Source organism: Citrobacter sp. RHBSTW-00671 (genome assembly GCF_014103415.1).
Taxonomy (GTDB): Bacteria; Pseudomonadota; Gammaproteobacteria; order Enterobacterales; family Enterobacteriaceae; genus Citrobacter.
The window spans coordinates 720,649-746,322 of sequence record NZ_JABXPR010000001.1 but is presented as its reverse complement, the minus strand read 5'-3'; the positions used below and the strand labels follow the sequence as shown (position 1 = coordinate 746,322).

The following is a 25,674-nucleotide window of genomic DNA, read 5'->3' as shown; positions in this document are numbered from 1 at the left end:
CTGGTTTAATACGGTTTACCAAAACCGAAAGCACCGTCATCAGACAAAACATTCGCTGCAGATTTACCACCAGCCTGCATGGCACACAGTACCCTTTCTCGGTCGGGCTCAGCCATACCTGATTGGATAATGGAGAGCATAAATCCGGTTAAAAACGCATCACCTGCCCCCAGGGTATCTACTGGCTCAATATATTGCGGCGTCCAGTCAAGAAAACCATCGGCAGAAAAATAATAAACACGCTCATGCCCGCAGGTTGCAATAATATGTCGACAACCGTATTGATAAAGCTTATTTATTTTTTCTTTTGTTTCATCTGGTGAGATACCACTACAGGAAATAAAGCCATAATCTACCCATGGGCATACTCTTGCGAAATAATCATCGGTGCCACGTCCAGAAAAATCGAATGATATCATGCTATTTTTCTGTTTTATTTTTTCCAGTTCAGTTTCCAGGTAACCATTAATACTGGTGTGGACTAAGTCAAAACTGGCAATGTAGCGCAGATCATCCGCCGTCAGTGTGAAAGGATGCTCACGTAAAACACCATTTTTATTACTGGTGACAAACTCACGATCGCCATTATTGAGGCGAATACAGGCGTAACCGTTCTCCCCCTCATAATGCCGACTATGGGTAATATCTATCTGTAACTTATGCAAGACATCTTGTATATGTTTTGCCGCGTCATCATTCCCAAACGCCCCCATGAAGGCGCTTAAAGACCCTGCTTGCTTTGCGTATACGGAAAAATTTAAGGCATTGCCACCTGGATACATCATTCCAGAATGAAGGTATTTATCGACGACATTGTCACCTATACCTATTACGCGAATACTCATAATAATACCCTGCTCTATAAAATATTAAAAAGCGTCCCTGCTTTTACCTTAATCCTTTAGTAATCAGTATGCTACTTTCCACATATAGCGACGTGTAGTGAGCGGGTGCTGGCGAGCTTCAGCAAGCGCACGGTTGTAGACAGGATAAACATTATTGAAGAGAGAATGGTTAAAGTAATCAATAACCGTAGTTTTGATAGACGACAACCCTAACTCTTTTGCATCTATCACTTCAATTCGCTGACCATATTTTTTCAGAAAATCTAATGCACGCTCATCGACCGGGCGGGTGCTACCTTCAGAAATCTGTACGAAAAATGGTGTATTAGCATCCGTAATTTCGAACGGTCCATGAAAGAATTCACCGCTGTGAATACAGGCTGAATGAATCCACTGCATTTCCATAAATATGCAGATACTTTGTAAATATGACGCGCCATAGCCCGCCCCACTGGCAACAGTATAAATAACTTTATCGTCTTTATATTCTTGAGCGAATGCTTGTGCCCGTTCAGCCACATGCTCGCAAGCACGATATACAATACGGTTAATTTTACTGACGCCATCCAGGAAATCGTCATAGTGAACATAGCCTTCTGTTTGCTGAAGAAGCTCTACCGCAGTGAGCAAACATTGGATCGTCTTCTCTCCAGCGACATCTTTTCCGTCGCCAAAGGTATAAGTCTCAACATAATCACAATGCGCAACCAAAGGTGAATCCATAACCCAGGTCAGCCCAATAACGGTTGCGCCATGCAGGCGTGCAATTTCTGCCGCCTTCGTGGTTTCTGGGGTATTGCCTTTATGTGAAGCGACAACAACAACGGCATTTTCACCCAGCGCAACAGGCGGGTTACTGATAAATTCCCCACTGTTATAAAGGCCCACGCTCAGCGTTTTTGACTCTTTTTCTAAGAATGCTTTTGCCGGGTAGAACGCGGCATAAGACCCACCACAGGCAACATAGTAAACATGTTGAGTCCCCCCTTTTTCCGCCTGGCTGGCCACAATATCGTTCACAATTTCTTTAATGCTCATTATGGTTCCCTCTGGTTCAATCAATGATACAGGCGGATATCGCCTACAGAATGACTCTTAATGTATTTGTATTTTTATAATACATTTAAAGACATTCAATCAACAAAAGAACCATAAAAAATCGGGATCCGCGACACGGATCCCGATTTTAACCAACATCAAAGATGTAACAGGAGGAGCTATACGGTGAATCGAATCTTGTCTCCGACAATCAACTGACGGGAAACACAAGACAATTCTCCTTTGTTATCAATCATTTCACTCTTAATTAAAATCAAAGGATAATTTTCACTCACCCCAAGATAGTGAGCAACCTCAAAGCTGGCATACACTAGCTCAATCATTTTGCGCGAATGGGTAAACCACAGCCCATATTTTTCACGTAAGCAAGCGTATAACGAATGATTATTGAGGTCCTCTTGCAGCAGAAAGGCAAAACGAGGAGGTAACTGGATGGTTTCTAGCGAAACGGGAATATTGTCAGCATAACGAATACGTTCAATGACTACCGCTTTCTCTTTTTCAGCCATTCCCAGCGAGGCGCTGGTCTCGTTATCCACCGATTCAAAAACCGATTTAATAGTCCGGGAGCCGGGCCGCCTCCCCTGGGACTGACACAACTCGCTAAAGCTCATAATCCCGGTCATGCTGCGCTGAAACTTTTCATTACTGACAAACGTTCCCTTGCCAGAAACACGCGTCAGAAGATTTTCACGCGTTAGAGCATCCAGAGCTTTACGCACTGTTACACGACTAACCTGCCACTGGCTACTGAGTTCATTCTCTGTGGGGATCTGCTGACCGGGCTTGTATTCACCGCGCAAAATCGCCTCTTTCAGGGATGCCTCAAGCTGTTTATAGAGAGGTTTTGCGCTATTGCTGTCAGGTTGCTCCATAATTTGTATCCATTTGTATTATCGAAATACCATAACATGTATTATAACTATTTACCCGATATTTGCTGACATAAAAAAGAAAATCGGCTACAAAATCAATATTGTGGCCGATTTATCATATTGAAATTACTGGTGAGCCTGCATATACGGCGTATAGACCCCGTTGAGGCTTTCAAGGAACGCCACGATATCGTCGATATCTTTTTGCGGCAGTTCTTTGCCTACCTGATAACGCAGCATCAGTTTTACCGCGCCGTCGAGGGTTGGCACATCTCCCCGGTGGAAATAAGGTGCAGTCAGTGCAACGTTACGCAATCCAGGGACTTTCTGGCGCAGCTTATCTCGTAATTCATTCGTCACGTTCATCCGGCCAATATCTGCCGCGGTGACTTCGCCAAAATTAAAGTCCTTTTTCAGCCCCAGGGGTTCAAATGAGCGTCCGCCTAAAATAATACCGCCATGACAGGTCGCGCACTTATTATCTTTAAACAACTGATAGCCCTGTTTTTGCTGGGCAGTTAACGCCGTTTCATCGCCACGTAACCACTTATCAAATGGCGAATTTGGCGTAATGAGCGTTTTCTCAAACTCAGCAATCGCGTCAGTAATATTGTCACCACTGAATCCCTGCGGATAAACCGCGATAAATTGTTGCTTCAGAAGCGGATCTTTATCCAGTTTCTGGATAATTTCATCCCAGGATTTCGAGGCCATTTCAATCGGATTTAACGGCGGGCCACCGGCCTGCGCCTGCAGCGTCGGCGCACGCCCATCCCAGAATTGCTCCACGTTAAACACCGAGTTAAAGACCGTCGGCGCATTGATCGGTCCAACGGCGCCCCCCACGCCGATTGACGTTTTTCTGCCATCCACGCCGCCCGCATTCAGGGCATGGCAGTGCGCACAAGAAATCGTGCTATCGCCGGAAATCCGTGGATCATGATAGAGCGAGAAACCGAGCGCCACTTTACGGGCATCTGTCGGGATACTTTCCGGTATCGGTTGTACCGGTTCGTTGCGATGTTGAGCTGCCGTATCACTGCTGGCGTAGTACTGCTCGCGTTGTTTTGCAATCCAGCCAAGAATCTCTTTGCGCTCAGCATCACTAACCTTACCGGCCCAGTGCAGCGCGGTATAACGCGTTGGCGGCATAGTATCGTACTGCATCACCCATTCAATTTTATTCAGATCGCTTTGCGAAACGGGTTTATCCGCGACCAGTGCCGCACGCACGGCTTCAAGATTGAAGGATTTATATCCCAGTTGAATATCGTAATTCATCAACTGTTTAGCGACAGGAAAAGAAGAATAGAAAGGTAATTCCGCTGAAGGGGTATGACAATAATCGCATCCTTTTTCGCGTAAAAACCCTAATACTTTATTATTTTCTTCCAGCGTAGAAGCCTGAACATCAGCTTGTTTACTACGTTGATTATCGTGATACCACACATAACCGGATAATCCAAAATAACAAATCACGATGCCTGCTATAGCAATCGCGGTAAGACGGGTAATGATTTTCATTATTTTACCCTCACCGTTGTGAGTTATTGTGACCCAGAAAATTAGAATAATTAATGCATAGTCTTTGTCAGACCTGACCATCATAGGAAATGGGGGGATTACTTTTTTGATAAGTATCAATCAATTACATGGGCGGGAACTATCGATAGAATAGCCTGCGCCTATTATAAGAATGAACCGTTACCAGGTTCTATTCACACCTCGTTGCAATCGAATGTTCTGAAAATGAAATAGTTTTAGATTGTGAATAATTATAAATTTCTCATTGTTATCATTGGGATAGTTTTATTTCTTTATTATTGATAAGCATAAAAACGTGATCGACCGCACGCTTTACTCACCCGGCACCGAAGCGAATGTCTACGCTTAACAGACGATCAGGCAATAGCCTTAGCATTTCAACCGTTACCGGAGGTCTTTCTCATTATGCTCAACCAGAAACTACCCCACGCCCCTTCAGAAGAACTGACGATCGACGTCGATCTACTTTATGAAATGGATCCGTGCGAGTTAAAGCTGGATGACATGATTGAGGCGGAGCCTGAACCGGAAATGATTGAGGGGCTTCCCGCCTCGGACGCGTTAACCCCCGCCGATCGTTACCTCGAACTGTTCGAGCACGTCCAGTCATCCAAACTGTTTGCTGATAGCAAAACCTTTCCCGACTGCGCACCCAAAATGGACCCGCTGGATATTTTGATTCGTTATCGTAAAGTCAAACGACACCGGGACTTTGACCTGCAACGCTTTGTCGCGAGCCATTTCTGGCTGCCGGAAACCCCCACCAGCGAATATGTTTCCGACCCTGAAAGCTCGCTGAAAGAGCATATTGATCAACTGTGGCCAGTGCTGACTCGCGAGCCGCAGGATCACATTCCCTGGTCCTCGCTGCTGGCGCTACCGCAGTCATACATCGTGCCGGGCGGGCGCTTTAGCGAAACCTACTATTGGGATTCCTACTTCACCATGCTGGGTCTTGCGGAGAGTGGCCGGGAAGACTTACTGAAATGTATGGCCGATAACTTTGCCTGGATGATCGAAAACTATGGTCACATCCCGAACGGCAACCGCACCTACTACCTGAGCCGCTCCCAGCCACCGGTCTTTGCGCTCATGGTAGAACTGTTCGAAGAGGATGGCGTACGCGGTGCGCGTCGTTATCTTGATCATCTCAAAATGGAGTACGCGTTCTGGATGGATGGCGCTGACTCGCTGGTGCTTAATCAGGCATACCGTCACGTGATCAGAATGCCGGACGGTTCTCTGCTCAACCGCTATTGGGACGATCGTGATACCCCGCGCGATGAGTCCTGGCTTGAAGACGTAGAAACGGCTAAGCATTCAGGCCGACCGCCTAATGAGGTTTATCGGGATCTGCGTGCGGGTGCGGCCTCCGGCTGGGATTATTCATCACGTTGGTTGCGCGATGCCGGTCGCCTCGCCAGCATCCGCACCACCCAGTTCATCCCGATTGACCTGAACGCGTTCCTCTACAAACTGGAAAGTACGATTGCGAACATTTCTGCATTAAAAGGAGAGCGAGATACCGAAGCGCGGTTTCGCCAGAAAGCCAGCGACCGCCGTGCCGCCGTGAACCACTATTTGTGGGACGACGAAAATGGCTGCTATCGCGATTACGACTGGCGACGTGAGCAGATGGCTCTCTTCTCTGCTGCCAGCATCGTTCCGTTGTACGTCGGCATGGCGACCCACGAACAAGCTGACCGACTCGCCAACGCGGTACGCAGTCGCTTACTCACCCCAGGCGGCATTTTAGCGACCGAGTATGAAACCGGCGAGCAGTGGGATAAACCCAACGGTTGGGCACCACTGCAGTGGATGGCGATTCAGGGATTTAAACTGTATGGCGATGACCATCTCGGCGATGAAATCGCTCGTAACTGGCTGAAAACGGTTAATATTTTTTATCAGGAACACCACAAGCTAATCGAAAAATACCATATCGCTGACGGCACGCCGCGCGAGGGCGGCGGTGGGGAATATCCGTTGCAGGACGGATTTGGCTGGACGAATGGCGTGGTGCGCCGATTAATCGGTTTGTACGGTGAACCGTAAATGTCTGACGGCCTGATGCCACGAAATGCATCGGGCCGTTAGTTAATGGCATCGTACAGCGCGGTGTGGATTTTCTGCCATTTCTTGTTCTCTGCATTGGGATCTGCACGCACACGCAGTTGGGCCTGTTCCACATCATACTGCTGACGAGCAACGACCTCCGGTGTCGAGCAGAAACTATGTAGGTAGCTTTTATGCAGTGACGTCAGCGATGCGCCATTCGACATGGCATGACTGAGCGTACTCATAAACTGCTGGCAGGGTTTAGCCTCATCCATCTGTGAGGGATAGCGCAGCAGCAGCTTCAGAACTGCAGTGTTCCCCGCGGAAAATGCCTGCTCCGTCCACGCCAGCTTCCAGTCCATACCGCCTTGCAGGAACAGCGACGTGACGCGGGTATCGTTGCGATCGATAGCCGCCCGCATATTAAAGGTATCCCATGTAATGCCCATTCGGGTCACCGATTCTCGCGCGGAAGGTGCATCACGCCGCGGCTCCTCCTGTACTATCTCAACAGCTTGCCCTGAAGATGCTTGCGGTGCGGGTGCATTGAATAGCCAGAAAGCGCCCAGTGAGACTGCCAGAACCATGACACCGACCGCCACCCACAGCATGCCGGAAATCAGCTGTTCGCGCTCTTCAGCCGTGCGCTGCGCTCGCTTTTCAGGAGGATCAATACTGTCGGCAATTTCCTTTTTATCACCCCCAGCCTGCTCGTCTTTTTGCCTTGCCGTTTCCCAGAATTGACGCACCGTCGACTCATCAGAGTCCAGATACGATGCAGGATTGATGCGCGTTCGGCGCTCTTCAAACGCCCGCTGTACAGAGTGCGTAATTTGTTGGTACTGGTAATTTAACAGCATCAGCTGTACTGACGTCAGCGGTTGCTGAGCAATGACAGCGTTTCGCGCCAGTCGGCAATCATCCAGAAACATTCGCAGCGTTAAGCGCGGTTCGACAAACAGCATCAACACTGACGTATCATTAAAAATCTGCGTAAAGTGGCGAACAAATAGCTTCTTATCGACCACCATCAACGCCAGTTCGCTAAACAACATGCCGTCCAGCGCATCACGCCCTTCGCCCAGCTTTAACCAGCGACGCAAGCGTTCGGCGCCAAAGTGCTGCTTCAGGAAACTGTTTAGCGGATGCTGATCTGGCCATACCCGAGCGATGAGGGCTTTGAGCGTTAACTCTATTGCGCGAAGCTGACGCTGCGCCCGCATCTGCGCATCCGGCCCTCCGATTTCGATATCGGTTTGATAGTTCAGGAGCGGCTGTTGTTGGCGTAATTGCTCCAGTGCGGCCACAAAACGCAGCGCGGAAATCAGCTGGTTTTCACTGACATCCTGACCGCTTTCATACTGAGGCACACTCTGTTGAAGATGGCGTAAACGCAACGTGAACTGGCTGAGTTGCGCATCATTCATCTGCAAGCGTCTGGCGACTGCCCCCCAACCGCCCAGATTCAGTCGGGCCTGATCGAGTTGCTCCAGAAACCAACGCGGATCTTTGCCCTCTGCCACATGTACGCCTAACAGCAGCAAAATTTCCACCGACGCCTGACGGATGATCCCCAAACAGTGTTCAAATGGCGCACATGTCGCCTGTAACGCGCTATTGGTCATTATCTTCCCTAAAAGAGCCCAGAAAGGTGCGGCCTCACGATGTATTACGTTATCTTTTTATAAACGTGGTACTGCGCAGAATAGTGCCGCAGCACACTAGAACACATTCATATAACAAATAAATGTGTTTTGCAGTGACAACGGCAAAATCATTGAAATTTATTCTGGAGATAAACCCGTGTCTGTGTTGAAAACAGCGCGACCGCCTCACAATGACGGAGAGTGACTGGCTATGTCTGGTGATACGCAATAGCATATCGGGAAAAGTGCCTGAGATGACAGGATGTTCAGCCGGTAAAAACGTGAATGCCACCCCTTAAGTCGTAAGGCGTTTATGGCCAAAAATGGCCATATGGCAACTACGTCTGCTGATAATTATCTTTATACTGTTTTTCTTTTAAGAGAAATCATTATGCCGCATTGCGCCGCTCATTTTACCCCCGCCGGTATTGCATTTATCAAGCAATGGCAGGGCCTGTCGCTGGAAAAGTATCAGGATAAAAATGGTGTATGGGTCATTGGCTACGGGCATGAAATGACACCCGATGAAACCTTTGTTACCCCCATTTCAATGGCGCAGGCAGAGGCTCTGCTGCTCGCGGATCTGGATATCTGCAAAGCATTAATACGCACAAATAAACCTCAGCTTAACGACCCGTTTCAACAAGAAGTCTTTATTGCGTGGATGCTAAGTGTTGGGATAACGCGCTTTTGTCACGCAGAAATGTGGCCGATTAATATTTCACAGCCAGATAGCGTCTGACCGTGAAATAAATATCAATTATAGAAATTCATTTAACATCATTGCCGCCTGAGTACGGTTTTTAACTTCCAGCCGCTGATAAAGTGACTCAAGGTGGGCTTTTACCGTTCCGGTACTGATATTTAACAGCCGGCCAATTTGCTTATTTGACTCACCAGCCGCCAGCATGGTCAGGATCTCTCGCTGGCGGGCGCTTAATGTTTTTATATTTTGCCTGCTGCTATCGTTTGTCGCTAAGTGATCCCTGGGAAGAAACATCATGCCCATCGCAACGCTGTTAAGCGCCAGAGTAAAGGTTTCAGCATCAGAGTCACGTGGCACAATGGCCAGCACGTTTAATTGCGTCACATCCTGCAGCCATTTCTTACTGCAATCAGTGGCTGAGATCAGCACCTTCACCGTTGAAAAAGAGTGTGCAACCTGATGCAGCAAGCTGCAGCAAAACTCACCGTCGAGATCACCGTCCAGCATCAGGAGCGCATCCGGGGTGTTTTCCAGTTTTTGCCAAAGGTCATCTGCCTGACTGACACCCTGAACATTCACTCCTGGAATTCGTTGCTGTAAACTTACATTCATTCCATGAATAAATATTGACTGCCTGTCAAACATTATTACCTGCATTATTAACTCTCCGTCTAAAAAAATAGTAGCCTTGAGACGCGAAAGGGTATTCTTCACGAGGAAAAATAAGAACTCACCATTTGGCGGGGGTCATTCTACCGATAAGCGAAGAATAAAGAAGCAAGAATTATGAATAGTTACAGCTCAAGAAAAAGGATTACACAAAGCGGGCAGAACAGGATAGATTTCTAAGACATTCCTCATTTATTGAGGGTCAGAATTCCTTATTAATATTAATTTTCAGAGAATACATTTTTAGCTGAAAATAAGACATCCTGAACAAATGATAAATATGTTACAAACTACAATATCGCATTAAGTGCTCATTCAACAGCTACCGCAGCCTATTGAATAAGCACGTTGCCACGTTACAGGAACATCCCGCCAGATACCTCAATACGTTGTGCAGTCATCCAGGCGAGCTCATCGCTGAGCAACGCGGCGATGGCATCACCGATATCATCCGGTAGCCCGACGCGTCCCAGCGCCGTTTGCGAGGCAATATACGCATTCAGTTGCGCATTATCACGCACATTCCCACCGCCGAAATCAGTTTCAATCGCGCCCGGCGCAATAATATTTGCCGTAATACCGCGTTCCCCCAACTCTTTAGCCTGATAGCGGGTGAGCACTTCCATCGCCCCTTTCATGGCGGCATAGGCGCTGTAGCCCGGTAGGGCAAAACGCGCCAGACCGGTCGAGACATTGAGGATCCTTCCCCCCTTGTTCATCAGCGGAAGAAGACTCTGCGTCAGGAAAAATGGCCCCTTAAACTGGATGTTCAACAATTGGTCAAATTGCGCTTCGGTGAATGCAGAGTACGGCGCTGTTATGCCGATCCCGGCATTGTTCAATAAATAATCAAACCCTTCACTTTGCCACTGTGTCTTTACGGTGTGCTTCATCTGTTCAACGAAGGATGGGAAAGTTGAAGTATCGCTGACATTTAACGGTAATGCCGCTGCTTTTCCACCAGATTGCCGAATTTCATCCACAACCTGTTGCGCCTCTTTTTCATTGCTGTTCCACGTCAGGACGATACCTATTCCTTTGTTCGCCAGCTTAAGTGCCGCGTTTTTACCGAGCCCGCGACCGCCACCGGTCACTAATGCGATACGTTGCGTCATAAGAAACCTCATTTCAGGTGTTGTGATGATTGAGACAAAGCTTATTAGGTGGTAGAAGAACAATAAATATCGCCAATTGCGCATTACTGTTTCATTCAGAACAACAATAGGGCATGGGAATGGATAAAATTCACGCAATGCAGTTATTCATCCGCGTCGCAGAACTGGAGAGTTTTTCGCGTGCGGCAGACACCCTTGGACTTCCTAAAGGTAGCGTATCGCGCCAAATTCAGGCCCTGGAAAATCACCTGGGCACGCAGCTTCTGCACCGCACCACCCGGCGCGTTCAGCTGACGCAGGACGGCATGATCTATTACGAGCGCGCAAAAGATCTGTTGAGTAATCTGGATGAACTGGATGGGTTGTTCCATCACGATCCAGCCAGTATCAGCGGTAAGCTGCGCGTCGATATGCCGGTTGGCGTGGCGAGAAATCTGGTCATGCCCCGCCTGCCCACCTTTTTGCATCAGTATCCGGGGCTGGAGCTTGAACTCAGCAGCAGTGACCGCCTGGTGGACTTAATTCGCGAGGGTTTCGACTGCGTCGTTCGCGTTGGCACATTGAAAGATTCGGGGCTGATTGCCCGACCGCTGGGGAAACTCACGCAGATTAACTGTGCCAGTCCACAGTATCTGGCCCGCTTTGGTTATCCGGAAAGCCTGGAGGATTTGGCCTCACATGCCGTGGTGCATTACTCGGTGAATTTGGGGACACGCGCACAGGGTTTCGAGGTGGCTTCAGACAATGGGACTGCATGGGTAAAAACCGGCGGCATGCTGACGGTGAACAGCACCGAAACCTATCATGCCGCATGCCTTGCCGGGCTGGGTATTATTCAGGTACCACGCGTCGGGGTGCGTGAAGCCCTTCGCACCGGTACGCTGGTTGAAGTGTTGCCGCAATATCGGGCCGAACCCATGCCCGTTTCTTTGCTGTATCCACATCGCCGTAACCTTTCCCGCCGGGTACATCTGTTCATGGAATGGTTGACTGCTGTGATGAAAGACTACGTGGATTAGCCCATTTTTCGGGAAGTGGGTCTGAGCGGCTATAATGTCATGAGTAAACAAAATAAGGACTACCGATCGGATGACGCAGGAACACGACGCAAAGCACCCTACGCCTGAACAACAGCAAACCACCACAACGCCGGTAAAAAACGCCAAAGCGAACCAGGCGCTGAAAACAGCCATAACCTTCGCAGATAAAATTCAACGTCAACCTGTTATCGCCCACCTGATCCGCGCTGCAGAGCGTTTTAATGACCGAATGGGGAATCAGTTTGGCGCAGCCATCACGTATTTCTCGTTCCTGTCGATGATCCCTATCCTGATGGTGTCGTTTGCGGCGGCCGGTTTTATTCTCGCCTCGCACCCCACGTTATTACAGGATATCTTCAGCAAAATATTGCTCAACGTTAGCGATCCGACGCTGGCCTCTACGCTGAAAAACACCATCAATACTGCCGTTCAGCAACGTACCACCGTGGGTCTGGTGGGGCTTGGCATCGCCCTCTACTCTGGTATCAACTGGATGGGAAACCTGCGTGAAGCGATTCGCGCGCAGTCGCGGGACGTCTGGGAACGCACACCGCAGGATCAGGAAAAAATATGGGTTAAATACCTGCGTGATTTTGTCTCATTGATTGGGTTGCTGATTGCGCTGATCGTTACGCTATCGATTACCTCCATTGCCGGTTCTGCCCAGCAAATGATCATCTCGGCACTGTATCTCGACGGTATTGAATGGCTGAAACCCGCATGGCGGTTGATTGGCCTGGCGATCTCCATTTTCGCCAACTATTTGCTGTTCTTCTGGATTTTCTGGCGTCTGCCGCGCCATCGTCCGCGCAAGAGAGCGCTGATTCGTGGCACATTTATCGCCGCGCTGGGCTTTGAAGCGATCAAAATGATTATGACGTATACGCTACCATCGTTGGTGCAATCACCGTCGGGCGCAGCATTTGGCTCTGTACTTGGACTGATGGCATTTTTCTATTTCTTCGCCCGTCTGACCTTGTTCTGTGCGGCCTGGATTGCCACCGCAGAATACAAAGATGACCCGCGCATGCCGGGGAAAACGCAATAGCCAAAGCCGGATGAGTGGTGAATTGCCGGATGGCGACGCACGCGTCTTATCCGGCCTACGGGTGAGTCTTGTAGGCCGGATAAGCACAGCGCCACCCGGCAATTATAATGCCGCCTGTTCTCACCGATTTAGTGAATAAATCCAACCCGTAACTTTTATTTAACCAAAAACCAGTTTTATCAACTAAGTTTTAAATTATGTGAAGCATTTCATAGAAGTGAAAACGCCAGCCTAAAAATTATCCCCTTTTTGACTTTATTTTGACCAGGCTCAGCGTTTGTTACAGATTGAAATGTTTCTTTTGCTGTGCGTAATATGACCTTTCGTTCGACCCAAAATAAGAAAATATTATGCAAGCAACCGCCACAACACTCGATAACGAACAGGAACACGCCCCGGTCAACTCGCGCAATAAAGTCGTCGTCGCCTCGCTCATCGGCACTGCCATTGAGTTCTTCGACTTCTATATTTACGCGACCGCAGCGGTGATCGTGTTCCCCCACATCTTCTTCCCGCAGGGCGACCCCGCGGCGGCAACGCTACAGTCGCTGGCTACCTTTGCTATCGCCTTCGTGGCCCGCCCGATCGGCTCTGCCGTATTCGGCCATTTCGGCGATCGTGTTGGACGTAAAGTCACGCTGGTTGCTTCACTGCTCACCATGGGGATTTCAACGGTCGTCATCGGTCTGCTGCCGGGTTATGAAACCATCGGCATTTTCGCCCCGTTGCTGCTGGCGCTGGCGCGTTTTGGTCAGGGTTTAGGACTGGGAGGTGAATGGGGCGGTGCTGCACTGCTGGCGACGGAAAACGCACCACCGCGTAAACGCGCGCTGTACGGTTCATTCCCGCAGTTGGGTGCGCCTATTGGTTTCTTTTTCGCTAACGGCACGTTCCTGTTGCTCTCCTGGCTGTTGACCGATGAGCAATTTATGAGCTGGGGATGGCGCGTACCATTCATCTTCTCTGCCGTACTGGTCATTATCGGTCTGTACGTCCGTGTTTCGCTCCACGAATCGCCAGTATTTGCCAAAGTCGCCGCAGCGAAAAAGCAGGTAAAAATCCCGCTGGGCACTCTGCTGACAAAGCATGTTCGCGTGACCATCCTTGGCACGTTCATCATGCTGGCGACCTATACGTTGTTCTATATCATGACCGTCTACTCGATGACGTTCAGTACCGCCGCAGCACCTGTGGGTCTTGGCTTACCGCGTAATGACGTATTGTGGATGCTGATGATGGCGGTGATTGGCTTCGGCGTGATGGTACCGGTGGCAGGTCTGCTGGCCGATGCGTTTGGTCGTCGCAAAAGCATGCTCATCATCACCACGCTTATTATTCTGTTTGCACTGTTTGCCTTTAAGCCGTTGCTGGGTTCCGGTAACCCGGTGCTGGTGTTTGCCTTCCTGTTGTTGGGCTTGAGCCTGATGGGGCTGACATTCGGCCCGATGGGAGCACTGCTGCCGGAGTTGTTCCCGACCGAAGTCCGCTACACGGGCGCATCATTCTCGTATAACGTCTCGTCGATTCTCGGTGCCTCTGTTGCCCCCTATATTGCCGCATGGCTGCAGGGGAACTACGGTCTGGCAGCGGTAGGAACCTATCTGGCATCAATGGCGGCGTTAACCCTGGTCGCCCTGTTGTTAACCCATGAGACACGGCATAAGTCGTTGTGATGCTTTTGCCGGATGCGGCGTAACCGCCTTATCCGTCCTGGGTTGAGCATGAAACCCAGGCCGGATAAACATCCGGCCAGACATCACTTCTTCATCTGCGACAAAATCGTCCGGCACTGATTCGTTTCGTTTTCCGACGGAGAAATTAGCGCCAGCAGCGCCGCCGCTGGCGTAACCAGCGTTGCCAGCGCGGCAGCCACCGCACCGCGCGCAATCAACGGCCCAGCTTTTACCCCGGCCTGTGGGTTCTTAAATGTCCCGCGAACATACAGCGGCGAACGCAGGGTAATAATACGAATACCTTTGCTCTCCGGGTCGATGGTTAAATCCAGTTGCTCCGATGCAAAGCTTGCAGTCCCGGTCACGTTAATAACTGCGTTTTCCGTGTCAAAGGCAAATATCTGCGGACGCGCCACACCGTTAACAATATCCAGACTCGCCGCCGCGCAGTTCACCCGTACTTCGTCATCACCGAATATTTGTCCGACGATATAGTTACCCAGATTCAGCCCAACGATCTCCATCAGATTGCGACTGACCAATCCATCATTCATCAACAGCTTCAGGTTACCGTTGCTGTTACCCAGCAACGCAGCCACTGAATTTCCGCTACCGCTCAGCCTGGCGTCACCGTTCATCTCACCAAGCGTTTTCTGCATCAGCGCTACATCCGGCATCAACGCTTTTAGCTTAAGCCGCCGCGCCTGAATATCCGCCTGCCCGCGCATCGGCTTTTTATTCCCTTCCAGATGGATGCTGGAAACAATACTGCCCCCCGCGAGGCCAAATTTCAGTGGCTGCAAGCGCAGGTCAGCATTTTTCAGGAGGATATGGGTGGAGAGATCGCTTACCGGCAAGCGGCTACCGTGCTCAATCCGTTGCCCTTTGAAACGCACGTCGGCATCCATCACGTTCCATTTATCGGTTTCAAAACGGTCATACGGCAAGACCTTGTCCGCAGGCTGAACGCTCTTCTCACCTTTGCGCTGTTCAGATTGTTTTGCCCGTTCCGCCCCTTTGCCTGAATCCACCCCGATCAGCGGCCCTAAATCGGCCAGCCTCAGCTGGCGTGATTCAACGTCGCCTTTTAGCATCGGGCGCGGCTTGCCGGTGGTATAGGTAAGCGTTCCGTGAATATCGCTATCGCCAATGCGACCATTAAAATGACGGTATTCAAAAAGAGAGGACTTTTCCGGGTCGATTTTCGCCACCAGACGCCCGTCCGTTTCAAACGGTGGCGTATCCGGTAACAGCACACCGGTCAAATCGTATAAATCCCCGAGTGAATCCCCAGAGAATTTAAGCCGTAGATCGACACCGCCCATATTCATCGGGTCATTTATCGTGCCGCTAAATACCACGCGCGTGTTGCCCGAGCGAAAGTCAGCCTGTATCGGAAAAGGGGTACCTTCGCCGCGTAACGCCAGCATCCCGCCTATTTTTCCCGTTCCGGTTAGCGGTTCACCGTTGTAGCGGCCCTGGGCTTTCAGACCAAAAACGTAATCCTCAACGCTGGCGCTCCCTTCTTTGCTGCTGGTACCTGTCACTTCGCTAAACGGTAGCGGCTTGCCTAATGGATCGACCTGGATCTCCAGCTCCGATTGCGTCACCTTATCGTTCACAGCGATACGCCCTTGATCGAACAGAATGTTGTCCAGGCGAAATGACCAGGCAGAGGGAGTGGCATTCGGATCGCGGTTTTTATCCCCAGCGAGCGTAAAGGTCCAGTTGTTGTTTTCCTCCGACAGCCGAATGAGGCGCGCATCGGGTTTCACCAGCTTGACCCATGGTAACCAGATGGTTTTTGTCAGCAGCGCCAACGGGGCAAGCGTCGCTTCAACGCGGGGGAGATGTACCATTGTGACGTCGGGAATATCTGGCGGGTTGCCGAGGATAATATCGTCAGCATGAACATGCGGCCACGGAATCCAACTGCGCCAGCCGGTTTCCTGCTTCTGGCGTTCCCAGACGACGCCCAGATCGCCGCGTATGGCGAATGGACGGTTGAGTTCAGTAGAGACTTTCTGGTTGATGGTCGGTTTGAGCCGGTTCCAGTCAAATGTCGCAATCACAATGATGAGCACGACGATCAGCAACAAGAAAACCCCTGCTACAGATGTGGCTATTTTGCTTGTTTTCGTCACGTTTTCCTCCTGACTTCCTCCCTTGCCTGTCCTAAAGATAGTCCAGCAGGGCGAAAAGGAGGCACGCTACATCCGCATCAAAGCGACAGAATCACCTCTTCAAGGGTACTCAGCGGCACCGGACGAGAAAGGAAATAGCCCTGGGCAGCAAAAGCCGGTGAGTTTTGCACATCGCGCCATTCCTCCAGGGTTTCAACACCTTCGACAATCACGCCACGGCAATAGCGGTTCATAAGCTGGAGCAGCAAAGTGAAGAGGTTACGGCCTTCCGGCGTCTGACGCAGCATCACAAACAGATCCCGCGCCACTTTGATGTAGTCGTAGCTCACTTCGCTAAGAGCCGAGAAATTGGCCATCCCGGTACCAAAATCATCCAGCCAGAGCGGGCCGAACTCGCACATCGAGGCAAACGACGATCCCTTCGGTAAGCGGATATGCTCGACCAACTCAAAGCGTAACCAGGGCAGGCATTCAATGATTTTCAGGATCTCGGGGTCCTGGCGCATCGCAATGAGCGTCGGGCCATCGACATTGACGGAGGCCAGCAGATCGTGGGCTCTGAAAAAATCACTTTTCAGTTCAAGTTGTTCAAGCTGCTCTTTCACTACCTCAACGCGATGCCGAACAGCAACTTCGGCAAAATAACGGTCTGGCGCAATGCGTTGAGAAGGGTTATCAGGATGGCTCACGACGGTTAGCAGCTCGACGGCCATCAGCCGACCATTGGTCTGGTAAATGGGCTGATAAGTGTAAGCACGCTCGCACTGCAGCCAATAGCGTCGCTCCTGCAAGCATTCGATACTCGCATCTGGCGTAATTAGCTGCTGGGTGACCTGCTTTATCATCTGAGGTGTCCTGTAAATAAGAGTGTGACTGACCGGACTCGTCAAAGGTTATCGGCGCTCAGGCGCAGAACTTTACGTTCAGCAGTACGCAAAATAAAAACAGCGGCAAAAACGACACAGAACACGTTCTGGCTCAAAAAAATAATGGAACGTTGTTTTAATATAGTTGACCACTTAACACCCACAGCGCACACTAACGCTAATTTTTTTCAGAGCAGGTTACGACTATGTCCAGGAAGATTGCCGTGATTGGCGAATGCATGATTGAGCTGTCACAGAAAGGCGCTGACGTTCAGCGCGGATTCGGTGGCGACACGTTGAATACATCCGTTTATATTGCCCGTCAGGTCGATTCTGCGGCCCTTTCCGTACATTACGTCACGGCGCTGGGCACTGACAGTTTTAGCCAGCAAATGCTGGAATCCTGGCAGGGCGAAAACGTCGATACGTCATTAACCCAGCGTATGGAAAACCGTCTGCCGGGTCTCTATTACATCGAAACTGACAGTACTGGCGAGCGCACCTTCTATTACTGGCGTAATGAAGCGGCGGCGAAATTCTGGCTGGAGAGCGAACAATCCGACGCCATTTGCAAAACACTGGCGACATTTGACTACCTGTACCTGAGCGGAATCAGCCTGGCAATTTTAAGTCCGGCCAGCCGTGACAAACTGCTGTCGCTGCTGCGCGAGTGCCGCGCCAACGGCGGCAAGGTCATTTTTGACAACAACTACCGCCCGCGTCTGTGGAGCAGCAAAGAAGAAACTCAGCAGGTGTATCAGCAGATGCTGGAGTGCACCAATATTGCGTTCCTGACGCTGGACGATGAAGACGCGCTGTGGGGTGAAAAACCCGTAGAGGACGTGATTGCCCGGACTCACGCAGCTGGCGTACAGGAAGTGGTTGTGAAGCGCGGCGCAGACTCTTGCCTGGTGTCCATCGAGGGTGAAGGACTTATCGATGTACCGGCTGTAAAATTACCGAAAGAGAAAGTGATCGATACCACGGCGGCAGGAGACTCCTTCAGTGCCGGGTATCTGGCAGTACGCTTAACCGGTGGCGATGCCGCAGAAGCCGCTAAACGCGGCCACCTGACGGCAAGCACAGTTATTCAGCATCGCGGGGCGATTATCCCACGCGACGCCATGCCGCAGTAACTATTATCCTTGTAGGCCGGAGGCGCTTCGCTTGCCCGGCCTACACGTTACGATACCTTTACTGTACCGCCGGAATATCCGTCACTTCTGGGTGAGATTCATCCGTTTCAACCGGCGTTGCCGCCGTAGTCGCTGGCACCATAATGCTATCCCATGTCGCCTGCAGATCCTTCATGTTGAACTCAGGTTCCCCTTTCGGCTGAAGCAGAATGAGAGCCATATCCTGCGATAGCTGCTGACGCAAATCCTGATTCAGCATCTCAACGGTCAGGCCATTAAGGAAGTTCTGCCGTAAACGCTGATACTGTTCTGGCGCGATATCCACCACCTGGTTTTGCAACGAGCGCAAACGCTGGCTGATCAAAATATCGGTATCAGTGCGGCCGTAGGTAGCAAACAGTTTCTGCAATTCCAGATTTTTTTGCGCCACCAGCGCATTGAACTCTTCTTCCGGCAGGCCCTTGTCCCGCACTTTCGCCAGTTCGCGAGCCACCGTGCCCAGGTTCGCATTCAGCTTATCGTTCGGCGATTCAACGTTAATGGCGCACTGTGCACGCAGGAACAGCACCCGACAGTCAAAACCGAGGCCGATGTCTTTCGCGTTGTTCCTGGATAACGTCTGCTGGATATGCCAGAACAGCGCTTCACGGGCTAAATCAGCACGCCAGTAGCGTAACAACGCGGCGGATTCACGGATAGGTTGCCACGGCGTGTCCCACATAATGGAAAGGCGATCCTGGCGTACCGCCTCGGTCATAATGCTTACCGCTTCCGCACGCAGTGGAGAGAGCGTAGGCACCGGTGCCGGCGTTTCACGTTTTCCGTTTAACTCACCGAAGGTTTTATTGATTTGCTCAGCCACGCTGCGCGCGTCAACGTTACCGACGACAATGAGCGTCATTGCGTCCGGGGTATACCATTTCTGGTAGAACGACTGAATTTTTGCTGCATCAATCGGCTTTTTCAGCGGATCGGCGGGATCGTGCCCTAACAGAGTGGAGCCTTTCAGACGATAGCGCCACCACCCTTCTTTGGTATCCGTCGGCCATGTTGCCACCATATCTTCGCTGCTCAGCGCATGGTTAACCGTCTCTGGCGTAATGGTCAGCTTGCCGGAAATATTCGCCAGGTATGAGAGCGACTCTTTCAGCAGGTCATTACGGCTATTGGGTAGGCTGAGGTTATACAGCGTGGAATCATAGGAAACGATAACGGGCGGCATGGGGCGTTTAGGATCAAACCCCTGCTGCCACAGAGAACGGGCCTGCGTGGCATCAAGGCCACCGCTTTGCGTCAGCGCGATACGCGGGATCGCATGGCTAAAACCACTCTGTTGCGTACTTTCGGTGAGTGAACCGGTATTTACCAGCAGGCGAACCTCAATACGGTCGCTGGGGCGCTGGGGGGTGGCTAACACTTGCCACTGGAGACCATTCGCCAGCGTGCCCTGTTGCCACGCCGGGTCAGGCTGGAGCGCATCTGCCTGCACATAGCCGGCAGAGGCCATCATCAGCAAGCCGCCCGCTAAAAGTCGAATTTTTGTGCCCTGCATGTGAACCCCTGATCAACTATCCTGGAAATAAAAAGACAGCCCTGAGAAGGACCCTCTGAATATGACGTTAAAAACACTTCGTGTTAGACCGCAAGAACATAAAAATGTCACGGAAGAAGTGAAAAAATCCCGAAACCGTCGCACAGACAGTTTCAGGCACAGGGGGTAATTATGCGCAAACGCCCGCAGTCCTGGAAGGGACTACGGGCATAAGTGACGAGATTAAGAGGATAAATCGTGCGTTTTGCCATCCGGCGCACGATTATTCAGCACATCATCAAGCTTTTTGTGGTCCAGTTCTTTCACCCACTTAGCCACAACGACCGTTGCCACACCGTTACCGACCAGGTTAGTCAGCGCACGCGCTTCAGACATAAAGCGGTCAATACCCAGGATGAGCGCCAGACCCGCTACCGGCAGATGCCCTACTGCGGAAATCGTCGCTGCCAGCACGATAAAGCCGCTTCCGGTTACGCCCGCTGCACCTTTCGAGGAGAGCAGCAGCACCACCAACAGGGTTATCTGATGGAAGATATCCATATGGCTATTGGTGGCCTGCGCGATAAACACCGCCGCCATCGTCAGGTATATCGATGTTCCATCAAGGTTAAACGAGTAGCCAGTGGGAATAACCAGACCAACGACGGACTTCCGGCAGCCCAGCTTTTCCATCTTATCAAGCATACGCGGCAGCGCTGACTCGGAAGAAGAGGTCCCGAGAACGATCAGCAGTTCTTCACGGATATAGCGAATGAACTTAAAGATGCTGAAGCCGGTTGCGCGGGCAATCGAGCCCAGCACCACGACCACAAACAGGATACAGGTGATGTAGAAGCAGATAATCAACTGACCCAGTTGCACCAGCGTTCCGACGCCATACTTACCGATGGTAAAGGCCATGGCACCGAAAGCACCGATCGGAGCAAGGCGCATGATCATGTTGATAATGCCGAAAATAACCTGCGAGAAACTTTCAATTACGTTGAAAATCATCTGGCCTTTGCTGCCCAGACGGTGCAGAGCAAAACCAAACATCACCGCGAACAACAATACCTGCAGAATGTTGCCGCTGGCGAACGCGCCGATGACGCTACCCGGGATAATATCCATCAGGAAGCCCACGATCCCCTGGTCTTTTGCCTGCTCGGCGTAAATCGCTACCGCTTTGGCATCCAGCGTTGCCGGATCGACGTTCATCCCGGCACCGGGTTGCACCACGTTGACGATGATAAGACCAATGATCAGCGCAATCGTACTAACCACTTCAAAATAAAGCAGTGCAACCGCACCGGTGCGGCCGACTGCTTTCATACTTTCCATACCTGCAATGCCGGTAACGACAGTACAGAAGATAACAGGTGCGATGACCATCTTAATGAGCTTAACGAACGCGTCGCCAAGCGGTTTCATTTGGGCGCCTAATTCAGGGTAGTAATGGCCAAGGAGGATACCAATGGCAATTGCTGTCAGGACCTGAAAGTAAAGGCTTTTGAAGATAGAGGTTTTCATAGGGTGTCCTTAAAGTAAAAACCACAGGTCTTGTAAGGTTTTGTTTAACCTGCGGCCTTAAAGTAACACCCACACAACATGACAGAAATGCACCTGGATCATAATTGATACAAATTTGTTAAAAATTTTGAACTGGCTCGCACAAGCGCTACCTTTTTTAACTTTTGTAATCAGCTGATTCCTTCGCTAAATAGCGTTCTTCGAAGATATCTGCCGGAACCGGACGGGCAAACAGGAATCCTTGCGCGACTTCCACCCCTGCCTGTGATAACCAGTCGCGTTGCGCTTCGGTTTCAACGCCTTCCGCAATCATTTGCAAATTGAGACTATGAGCCAGCTGAATAATGGCAGAAATCATACTGCTATCCTCTGGCAGGCCTTCAACAAACATCTTGTCGATTTTGAGCACATCAACTGGCAGTGACTTCATGTGCTGCAACTGTCGCAGACCCGCATAGCCCATACCAAAGTCATCCAACGCAATGCGTACCCCCGCATTGCGCAGCGGGCGCAGGATAGCGACAGCGGCGTTTGGATCATCTATATGCCGGCTTTCGGTAACTTCCAGAATCAAGGTTCCGGGCTTAATGCGATAACGGTTTAACAACTCCAGCAGATCCGACACCATACTGGGGTGCATCAGCTGTAGCGCAGACAGATTCACCGACAGCGGTAACATCAGACCTCGTTCCTGCCAGGCCGCGAGCTGGCGACAAGACTCCTCCAGCACCCAATATCCAACCGTCACCATCAGACCACAGGATTCAATCCTGTCGATTAACCCTTCCGGTAATTCCCAGCTTCCGTCTGCCTGCTGCATCCGCAATAAAGCTTCAGCACTCAACATCTTGCCGCTGGCGATCTCTACCTGCGGCTGCATCCACAACGCAAATTGCTGGTGATCAAGCGCGGTCAGAATGTCGTTCTCTTCGGTCAAACGCTGCTGTGCTTCTTCCATTTGCTGCGGATCAAAGAATTGGATCTGGTTTTTACCCTTACGACGCGAGGTTAGCACTGCCGATAGCGCACGGCTGTATAGCTGTTCCGCCGTCAAATCGCCGTAGTACATCGCCACCCCAATATTACAGCTCGGGCGTAGCTGGATACCCTGAATCGGCAACCGTTCATTCATGATAGTGAGTACTTGCTGACCTAATGTAATTGCATGCCAGGGTTCCTTCACACCGTGCGCGATAATCGCGAAGTCATAGCCGCTCACCTGAGTAAGCACCATTCTGGGCGCCAGCACCGATCTCAGTTTCTCAACCAGCGTTAACAGCAGGATTTCCCGCTGGGTCTCGGTCAATACACCGGCGGTATCACGCAGGGTTTCACAGGTGACAATCATCAGCGCAGTTGTTTGCGGGCCAGTAACAATCTGCTCCAGTAGCCCCATTAAGAACGTCTTATTTGGCAGTTCAGAGACCGGAAAGCGCATCGAATTGTCGTTCTGCTCTTCACTGTGGCGCAGGACTAGCTGCTGATTCAGGTTGTAGCTACGCACCAGCATCCCAATCTCATCATCCTGATGCATAGGCGGTAATGCCAGTTGATAGCCGATCAGCTCCTGCTGCGGAATATCGTTCAGTTCGCGAGCAATTTTGCGTAACGGGTGCACAATCAGGCGGTTAATACACCAGGAGATGGCGACCGACAGGATTAACGACAAAAGTAAGTAAATGGTCACTAACGTTGAAAGCGTGCTCGTCACGAATTTGTACATGCGGTATGAATCCGCCTGTAACACCAGATACGCCAGCGGCTGTGGGTTGGCGGAACGCTCAAGAGAATAGACCGGGAGCGAAATCTGCACCGGCAGTTCAAACAGTCGAGTCACCGTCACCGGAACGGGGCGTTCAGGGATAAAGCTCATCCGCAATGCCTGAAACTGGTTGGGCAGTACCACATCCGCGCGACTGACCACGCCAGCGGGCTGGATACGGCTTAAAATCAATTCTGCTTCGGGGATATCCCCCTTCAGGATGGCGGCCGACAGAGGTTCACGGACGGAGCGAGCGATGCTTTCCAGTTGCGTAGCCGTGTTATAGCGGTTCTGCTGGACCAAATGGAACAACAAAACGGTGCAAAAAATAAAAACAAACACCATGACAACGGCCGCAACCATCGCCATCTGCTTAATTGTTAACGAGCGACTGACACGCAAACTGACTCTCCACGGATAGACAAAAACTGCCGTCAGAGTATACCCCATCGTAGCGGTATTAAGAGAGGCGGTATCTGAAAACTTCCCTGTGTGCATTATCGCCGCAGGTTAGACACATGACGCTGGGATTTACCTGCAATTAAGGCGAAAAAGGCCGCAAAGTTGCCTCTGCGGCCCGGTTCGGGCGCATATTGCCATTACGGCAGCCAGACACCCATAAGGAGCATTACTTACTGTTACGTAGCCAGTTCACAATCAGGCTGGCAATAATACCAGCGATGATCGGCGCTGCCAGATCGTGCCAGAAAGCACTACCCAGTTGCATGAGCGTCATATAGCCGCCTGCGTTGCAATGGCAACTATTCACGGCTATTCTTGAGTTGTTCAGGTTCAAGTTAGCCCCCGTTTTGTTGCCAGGTTTTTACCGAACAACGTGCGGGGGTTTTCTCTTTCCAGCAACCTATGCCGCCGGGGATCAAGCCCCCGCAACATTGCGCCTCACCGGGATATCCCGGCTTGCCGCTGATTCTACGGTAACCCTTTCGCCCTGGCACCCCGGCGCCATCCACTCTGCGTGAAGCCTCGCAATTACGGCGCTACAAATCCGATATGGCTGGAAAGATTGTTGCCAGTTGGCAACTTTCCTGACGCGCCCCTGAAACAAAAATTATCTAATTCATTGATATTTAAATCTTAATTTTCTGGCACAGCAATTGCTATTTGAATGTGAGCTGTTCTGTTCCGAATTAAAGGAGATATCATGTCTGACTGTCGTACTTACGGATTCAATACCCAGATCGTTCACGCGGGGCAACAACCCGACCCTTCAACCGGCGCGCTCAGTACGCCTATCTTCCAGACTTCAACGTTTGTTTTTGACAGCGCCGAACAGGGTGCCGCCCGCTTTGCGCTCGAAGAGTCCGGGTACATTTATACCCGTTTGGGTAACCCCACCACCGATGCGCTGGAGAAAAAGCTGGCAGTTCTGGAAAAGGGTGAAGCCGCGCTGGCAACAGCATCCGGCATTTCCGCCATCACCACGACTCTGCTGACGCTGTGTCAACAAGGTGACCATATCGTTTCTGCCAGCGCAATTTACGGTTGTACTCACGCATTTCTGTCGCACAGCATGCCGAAGTTCGGCATTAACGTGAGTTTTGTCGACGCCGCAAAACCGGAAGAAATCCGCGCCGCGATGCGGCCGGAAACTAAAGTTGTGTATATCGAAACGCCCGCCAACCCGACGCTCTCATTGGTCGATATCGAAACAGTGGCGGGCATTGCCCACCAGCAGGGCGCTTTGCTGGTCGTGGATAACACCTTTATGTCGCCATATTGTCAGCAGCCTCTGCAATTGGGCGCAGACATCGTGGTCCACAGTGTAACCAAGTACATTAACGGACACGGTGATGTGATTGGCGGCATCATTGTCGGGAAGCAGGAGTTTATCGATCAGGCGCGGTTTGTAGGCCTGAAAGATATTACCGGCGGCTGTATGAGCCCTTTCAACGCCTGGCTAACCCTACGCGGCGTTAAAACATTGGGCATTCGTATGGAACGTCACTGTGAAAACGCGCTGAAAATTGCCCGTTTCCTCGAAGGGCACCCGTCCATCACCCGTGTGTATTATCCCGGTCTGACCTCGCACCCACAGTATGAGCTGGGCCAACGGCAGATGAGCCTGCCTGGAGGAATTATCAGCTTTGAAATTGCCGGCGGCCTCGATGCTGGTAGACGGATGATCAATTCTGTAGAATTGTGCCTCCTCGCGGTCAGTCTCGGTGATACCGAAACCCTCATTCAGCACCCAGCGTCTATGACACATTCGCCCGTTGCGCCAGAGGAACGGCTTAAAGCAGGTATTACCGACGGACTTATCCGTCTTTCTGTCGGTCTTGAAGATCCAGAAGATATTATTAACGACCTTGAACACGCCATCAGAAAGGCAACATTCTGACCATTACGACCTGAACCGACGACGATCGGTTCAGGTCGTTGAGCATCAAGGCACAACAGTCTGGCTA

The 25,674-nt window shown here is 50.9% G+C and carries 20 protein-coding genes; 7 read left to right on the top strand and 13 right to left on the bottom strand.

The window, feature by feature from the left end:
- Positions 1–5: 5 nt before the first annotated feature.
- From HV261_RS03540 to HV261_RS03525, 4 genes are all read right to left on the bottom strand, one after another.
- Positions 6–845: a fructoselysine 6-kinase gene (locus tag HV261_RS03540; protein ID WP_202037482.1), complete on the bottom strand. Its 840-nt coding sequence runs from the start codon at positions 843–845 to the stop codon at positions 6–8.
- A 63-nt stretch (positions 846–908) separates the two neighbouring features.
- On the bottom strand, positions 909–1,886 hold the full coding sequence (fraB, locus tag HV261_RS03535; protein WP_202039654.1) for a 6-phosphofructose-aspartate deglycase: 978 nt from the start codon (positions 1,884–1,886) through the stop codon (positions 909–911).
- Positions 1,887–2,062: 176 nt separating this feature from the next.
- Positions 2,063–2,782 (bottom strand): GntR family transcriptional regulator, encoded by a 720-nt coding sequence (locus tag HV261_RS03530; protein ID WP_181596755.1) that lies wholly within the window; start codon positions 2,780–2,782, stop codon positions 2,063–2,065.
- A gap of 123 nt (positions 2,783–2,905) precedes the next feature.
- Positions 2,906–4,303, bottom strand: coding sequence for a cytochrome-c peroxidase (locus HV261_RS03525; RefSeq protein ID WP_202037481.1), 1,398 nt, complete (start codon positions 4,301–4,303; stop codon positions 2,906–2,908).
- A gap of 426 nt (positions 4,304–4,729) precedes the next feature.
- On the opposite strand from HV261_RS03525, the gene treF reads away from it, so the two are divergent.
- The gene (gene treF, locus HV261_RS03520) at positions 4,730–6,379 is read left to right on the top strand and encodes an alpha,alpha-trehalase (RefSeq protein ID WP_202037480.1); all 1,650 of its coding nucleotides are present in this window, start codon (positions 4,730–4,732) and stop codon (positions 6,377–6,379) included.
- A 38-nt stretch (positions 6,380–6,417) separates the two neighbouring features.
- On the opposite strand, the gene HV261_RS03515 is transcribed toward treF, so the two are convergent.
- Entirely contained in the window at positions 6,418–8,007 is a 1,590-nt protein-coding gene (locus HV261_RS03515) for an STY4199 family HEPN domain-containing protein (protein WP_202037479.1), read from the bottom strand.
- A gap of 412 nt (positions 8,008–8,419) precedes the next feature.
- Between HV261_RS03515 and HV261_RS03510 the strand changes: the two genes are divergently transcribed.
- The gene (locus HV261_RS03510) at positions 8,420–8,770 is read left to right on the top strand and encodes a glycoside hydrolase family protein (protein WP_202039653.1); all 351 of its coding nucleotides are present in this window, start codon (positions 8,420–8,422) and stop codon (positions 8,768–8,770) included.
- Positions 8,771–8,788: 18 nt separating this feature from the next.
- Here HV261_RS03510 and HV261_RS03505 read toward each other — a convergent pair whose 3' ends face one another.
- Positions 8,789–9,391, bottom strand: coding sequence for a helix-turn-helix transcriptional regulator (locus HV261_RS03505; RefSeq protein WP_202037478.1), 603 nt, complete (start codon positions 9,389–9,391; stop codon positions 8,789–8,791).
- A 368-nt stretch (positions 9,392–9,759) separates the two neighbouring features.
- On the bottom strand, positions 9,760–10,518 hold the full coding sequence (locus HV261_RS03500) for an SDR family NAD(P)-dependent oxidoreductase (RefSeq protein WP_202037477.1): 759 nt from the start codon (positions 10,516–10,518) through the stop codon (positions 9,760–9,762).
- A 119-nt stretch (positions 10,519–10,637) separates the two neighbouring features.
- On the opposite strand from HV261_RS03500, the gene HV261_RS03495 reads away from it, so the two are divergent.
- The 3 genes from HV261_RS03495 to HV261_RS03485 all read left to right on the top strand — a co-directional run bounded on the left by HV261_RS03495 (position 10,638) and on the right by HV261_RS03485 (position 14,279).
- Positions 10,638–11,537 (top strand): LysR family transcriptional regulator, encoded by a 900-nt coding sequence (locus tag HV261_RS03495; RefSeq protein WP_202037476.1) that lies wholly within the window; start codon positions 10,638–10,640, stop codon positions 11,535–11,537.
- A gap of 70 nt (positions 11,538–11,607) precedes the next feature.
- Positions 11,608–12,606, top strand: a complete 999-nt coding sequence (yhjD, locus tag HV261_RS03490; protein WP_202037475.1) for an inner membrane protein YhjD — start codon at positions 11,608–11,610, stop codon at positions 12,604–12,606.
- Between the two features lie 350 nt (positions 12,607–12,956).
- A complete protein-coding gene (locus HV261_RS03485; protein WP_137382029.1) occupies positions 12,957–14,279 on the top strand; it encodes an MFS transporter in 1,323 nt (440 codons plus the stop codon).
- An 83-nt stretch (positions 14,280–14,362) separates the two neighbouring features.
- On the opposite strand, the gene HV261_RS03480 is transcribed toward HV261_RS03485, so the two are convergent.
- On the bottom strand, positions 14,363–16,423 hold the full coding sequence (locus HV261_RS03480; RefSeq protein ID WP_202037474.1) for an AsmA family protein: 2,061 nt from the start codon (positions 16,421–16,423) through the stop codon (positions 14,363–14,365).
- Between the two features lie 77 nt (positions 16,424–16,500).
- Positions 16,501–17,268, bottom strand: a complete 768-nt coding sequence (pdeH, locus tag HV261_RS03475) for a cyclic-guanylate-specific phosphodiesterase (protein WP_202037473.1) — start codon at positions 17,266–17,268, stop codon at positions 16,501–16,503.
- 227 nt (positions 17,269–17,495) lie between these two features.
- Here pdeH and kdgK point away from each other — a divergent pair, with 227 nt between their 5' ends.
- A complete protein-coding gene (kdgK, locus tag HV261_RS03470) occupies positions 17,496–18,425 on the top strand; it encodes a 2-dehydro-3-deoxygluconokinase (RefSeq protein ID WP_199947390.1) in 930 nt (309 codons plus the stop codon).
- 58 nt (positions 18,426–18,483) lie between these two features.
- Here the strand turns inward: kdgK and HV261_RS03465 are convergent, their stop codons facing one another.
- The 4 genes from HV261_RS03465 to HV261_RS03450 all read right to left on the bottom strand — a co-directional run bounded on the left by HV261_RS03465 (position 18,484) and on the right by HV261_RS03450 (position 23,984).
- Positions 18,484–19,977: a M16 family metallopeptidase gene (locus tag HV261_RS03465; RefSeq protein WP_202037472.1), complete on the bottom strand. Its 1,494-nt coding sequence runs from the start codon at positions 19,975–19,977 to the stop codon at positions 18,484–18,486.
- 222 nt (positions 19,978–20,199) lie between these two features.
- Complete coding sequence (dctA, locus tag HV261_RS03460) at positions 20,200–21,486, bottom strand: C4-dicarboxylate transporter DctC (RefSeq protein WP_048213643.1); 1,287 nt, start codon at positions 21,484–21,486, stop codon at positions 20,200–20,202.
- Positions 21,487–21,643: 157 nt separating this feature from the next.
- Entirely contained in the window at positions 21,644–23,650 is a 2,007-nt protein-coding gene (gene hmsP, locus HV261_RS03455; protein WP_202037471.1) for a biofilm formation regulator HmsP, read from the bottom strand.
- 226 nt (positions 23,651–23,876) lie between these two features.
- On the bottom strand, positions 23,877–23,984 hold the full coding sequence (locus HV261_RS03450) for a type I toxin-antitoxin system toxin Ldr family protein (protein WP_202037470.1): 108 nt from the start codon (positions 23,982–23,984) through the stop codon (positions 23,877–23,879).
- A 426-nt stretch (positions 23,985–24,410) separates the two neighbouring features.
- Between HV261_RS03450 and megL the strand changes: the two genes are divergently transcribed.
- Positions 24,411–25,607 (top strand): methionine gamma-lyase, encoded by a 1,197-nt coding sequence (megL, locus tag HV261_RS03445; RefSeq protein ID WP_202037469.1) that lies wholly within the window; start codon positions 24,411–24,413, stop codon positions 25,605–25,607.
- Positions 25,608–25,674: the final 67 nt, after the last annotated feature.

Excerpts from the sequence above, each read along its gene's own strand:
- HV261_RS03540 (WP_202037482.1), bottom strand. The coding sequence starts at position 845 with ATGAGTATTCGCGTAATAGGTATAGGTGACAATGTCGTCGATAAATAC.
- HV261_RS03525 (WP_202037481.1), bottom strand. The coding sequence starts at position 4,303 with ATGAAAATCATTACCCGTCTTACCGCGATTGCTATAGCAGGCATCGTG.
- treF (WP_202037480.1), top strand. The coding sequence starts at position 4,730 with ATGCTCAACCAGAAACTACCCCACGCCCCTTCAGAAGAACTGACGATC.
- HV261_RS03515 (WP_202037479.1), bottom strand. The coding sequence starts at position 8,007 with ATGACCAATAGCGCGTTACAGGCGACATGTGCGCCATTTGAACACTGT.
- HV261_RS03510 (WP_202039653.1), top strand. The coding sequence starts at position 8,420 with ATGCCGCATTGCGCCGCTCATTTTACCCCCGCCGGTATTGCATTTATC.
- HV261_RS03505 (WP_202037478.1), bottom strand. The coding sequence starts at position 9,391 with ATGCAGGTAATAATGTTTGACAGGCAGTCAATATTTATTCATGGAATG.
- HV261_RS03500 (WP_202037477.1), bottom strand. The coding sequence starts at position 10,518 with ATGACGCAACGTATCGCATTAGTGACCGGTGGCGGTCGCGGGCTCGGT.
- HV261_RS03495 (WP_202037476.1), top strand. The coding sequence starts at position 10,638 with ATGGATAAAATTCACGCAATGCAGTTATTCATCCGCGTCGCAGAACTG.
- yhjD (WP_202037475.1), top strand. The coding sequence starts at position 11,608 with ATGACGCAGGAACACGACGCAAAGCACCCTACGCCTGAACAACAGCAA.
- HV261_RS03485 (WP_137382029.1), top strand. The coding sequence starts at position 12,957 with ATGCAAGCAACCGCCACAACACTCGATAACGAACAGGAACACGCCCCG.
- pdeH (WP_202037473.1), bottom strand. The coding sequence starts at position 17,268 with ATGATAAAGCAGGTCACCCAGCAGCTAATTACGCCAGATGCGAGTATC.
- kdgK (WP_199947390.1), top strand. The coding sequence starts at position 17,496 with ATGTCCAGGAAGATTGCCGTGATTGGCGAATGCATGATTGAGCTGTCA.
- HV261_RS03465 (WP_202037472.1), bottom strand. The coding sequence starts at position 19,977 with ATGCAGGGCACAAAAATTCGACTTTTAGCGGGCGGCTTGCTGATGATG.
- dctA (WP_048213643.1), bottom strand. The coding sequence starts at position 21,486 with ATGAAAACCTCTATCTTCAAAAGCCTTTACTTTCAGGTCCTGACAGCA.
- HV261_RS03450 (WP_202037470.1), bottom strand. The coding sequence starts at position 23,984 with ATGACGCTCATGCAACTGGGTAGTGCTTTCTGGCACGATCTGGCAGCG.
- megL (WP_202037469.1), top strand. The coding sequence starts at position 24,411 with ATGTCTGACTGTCGTACTTACGGATTCAATACCCAGATCGTTCACGCG.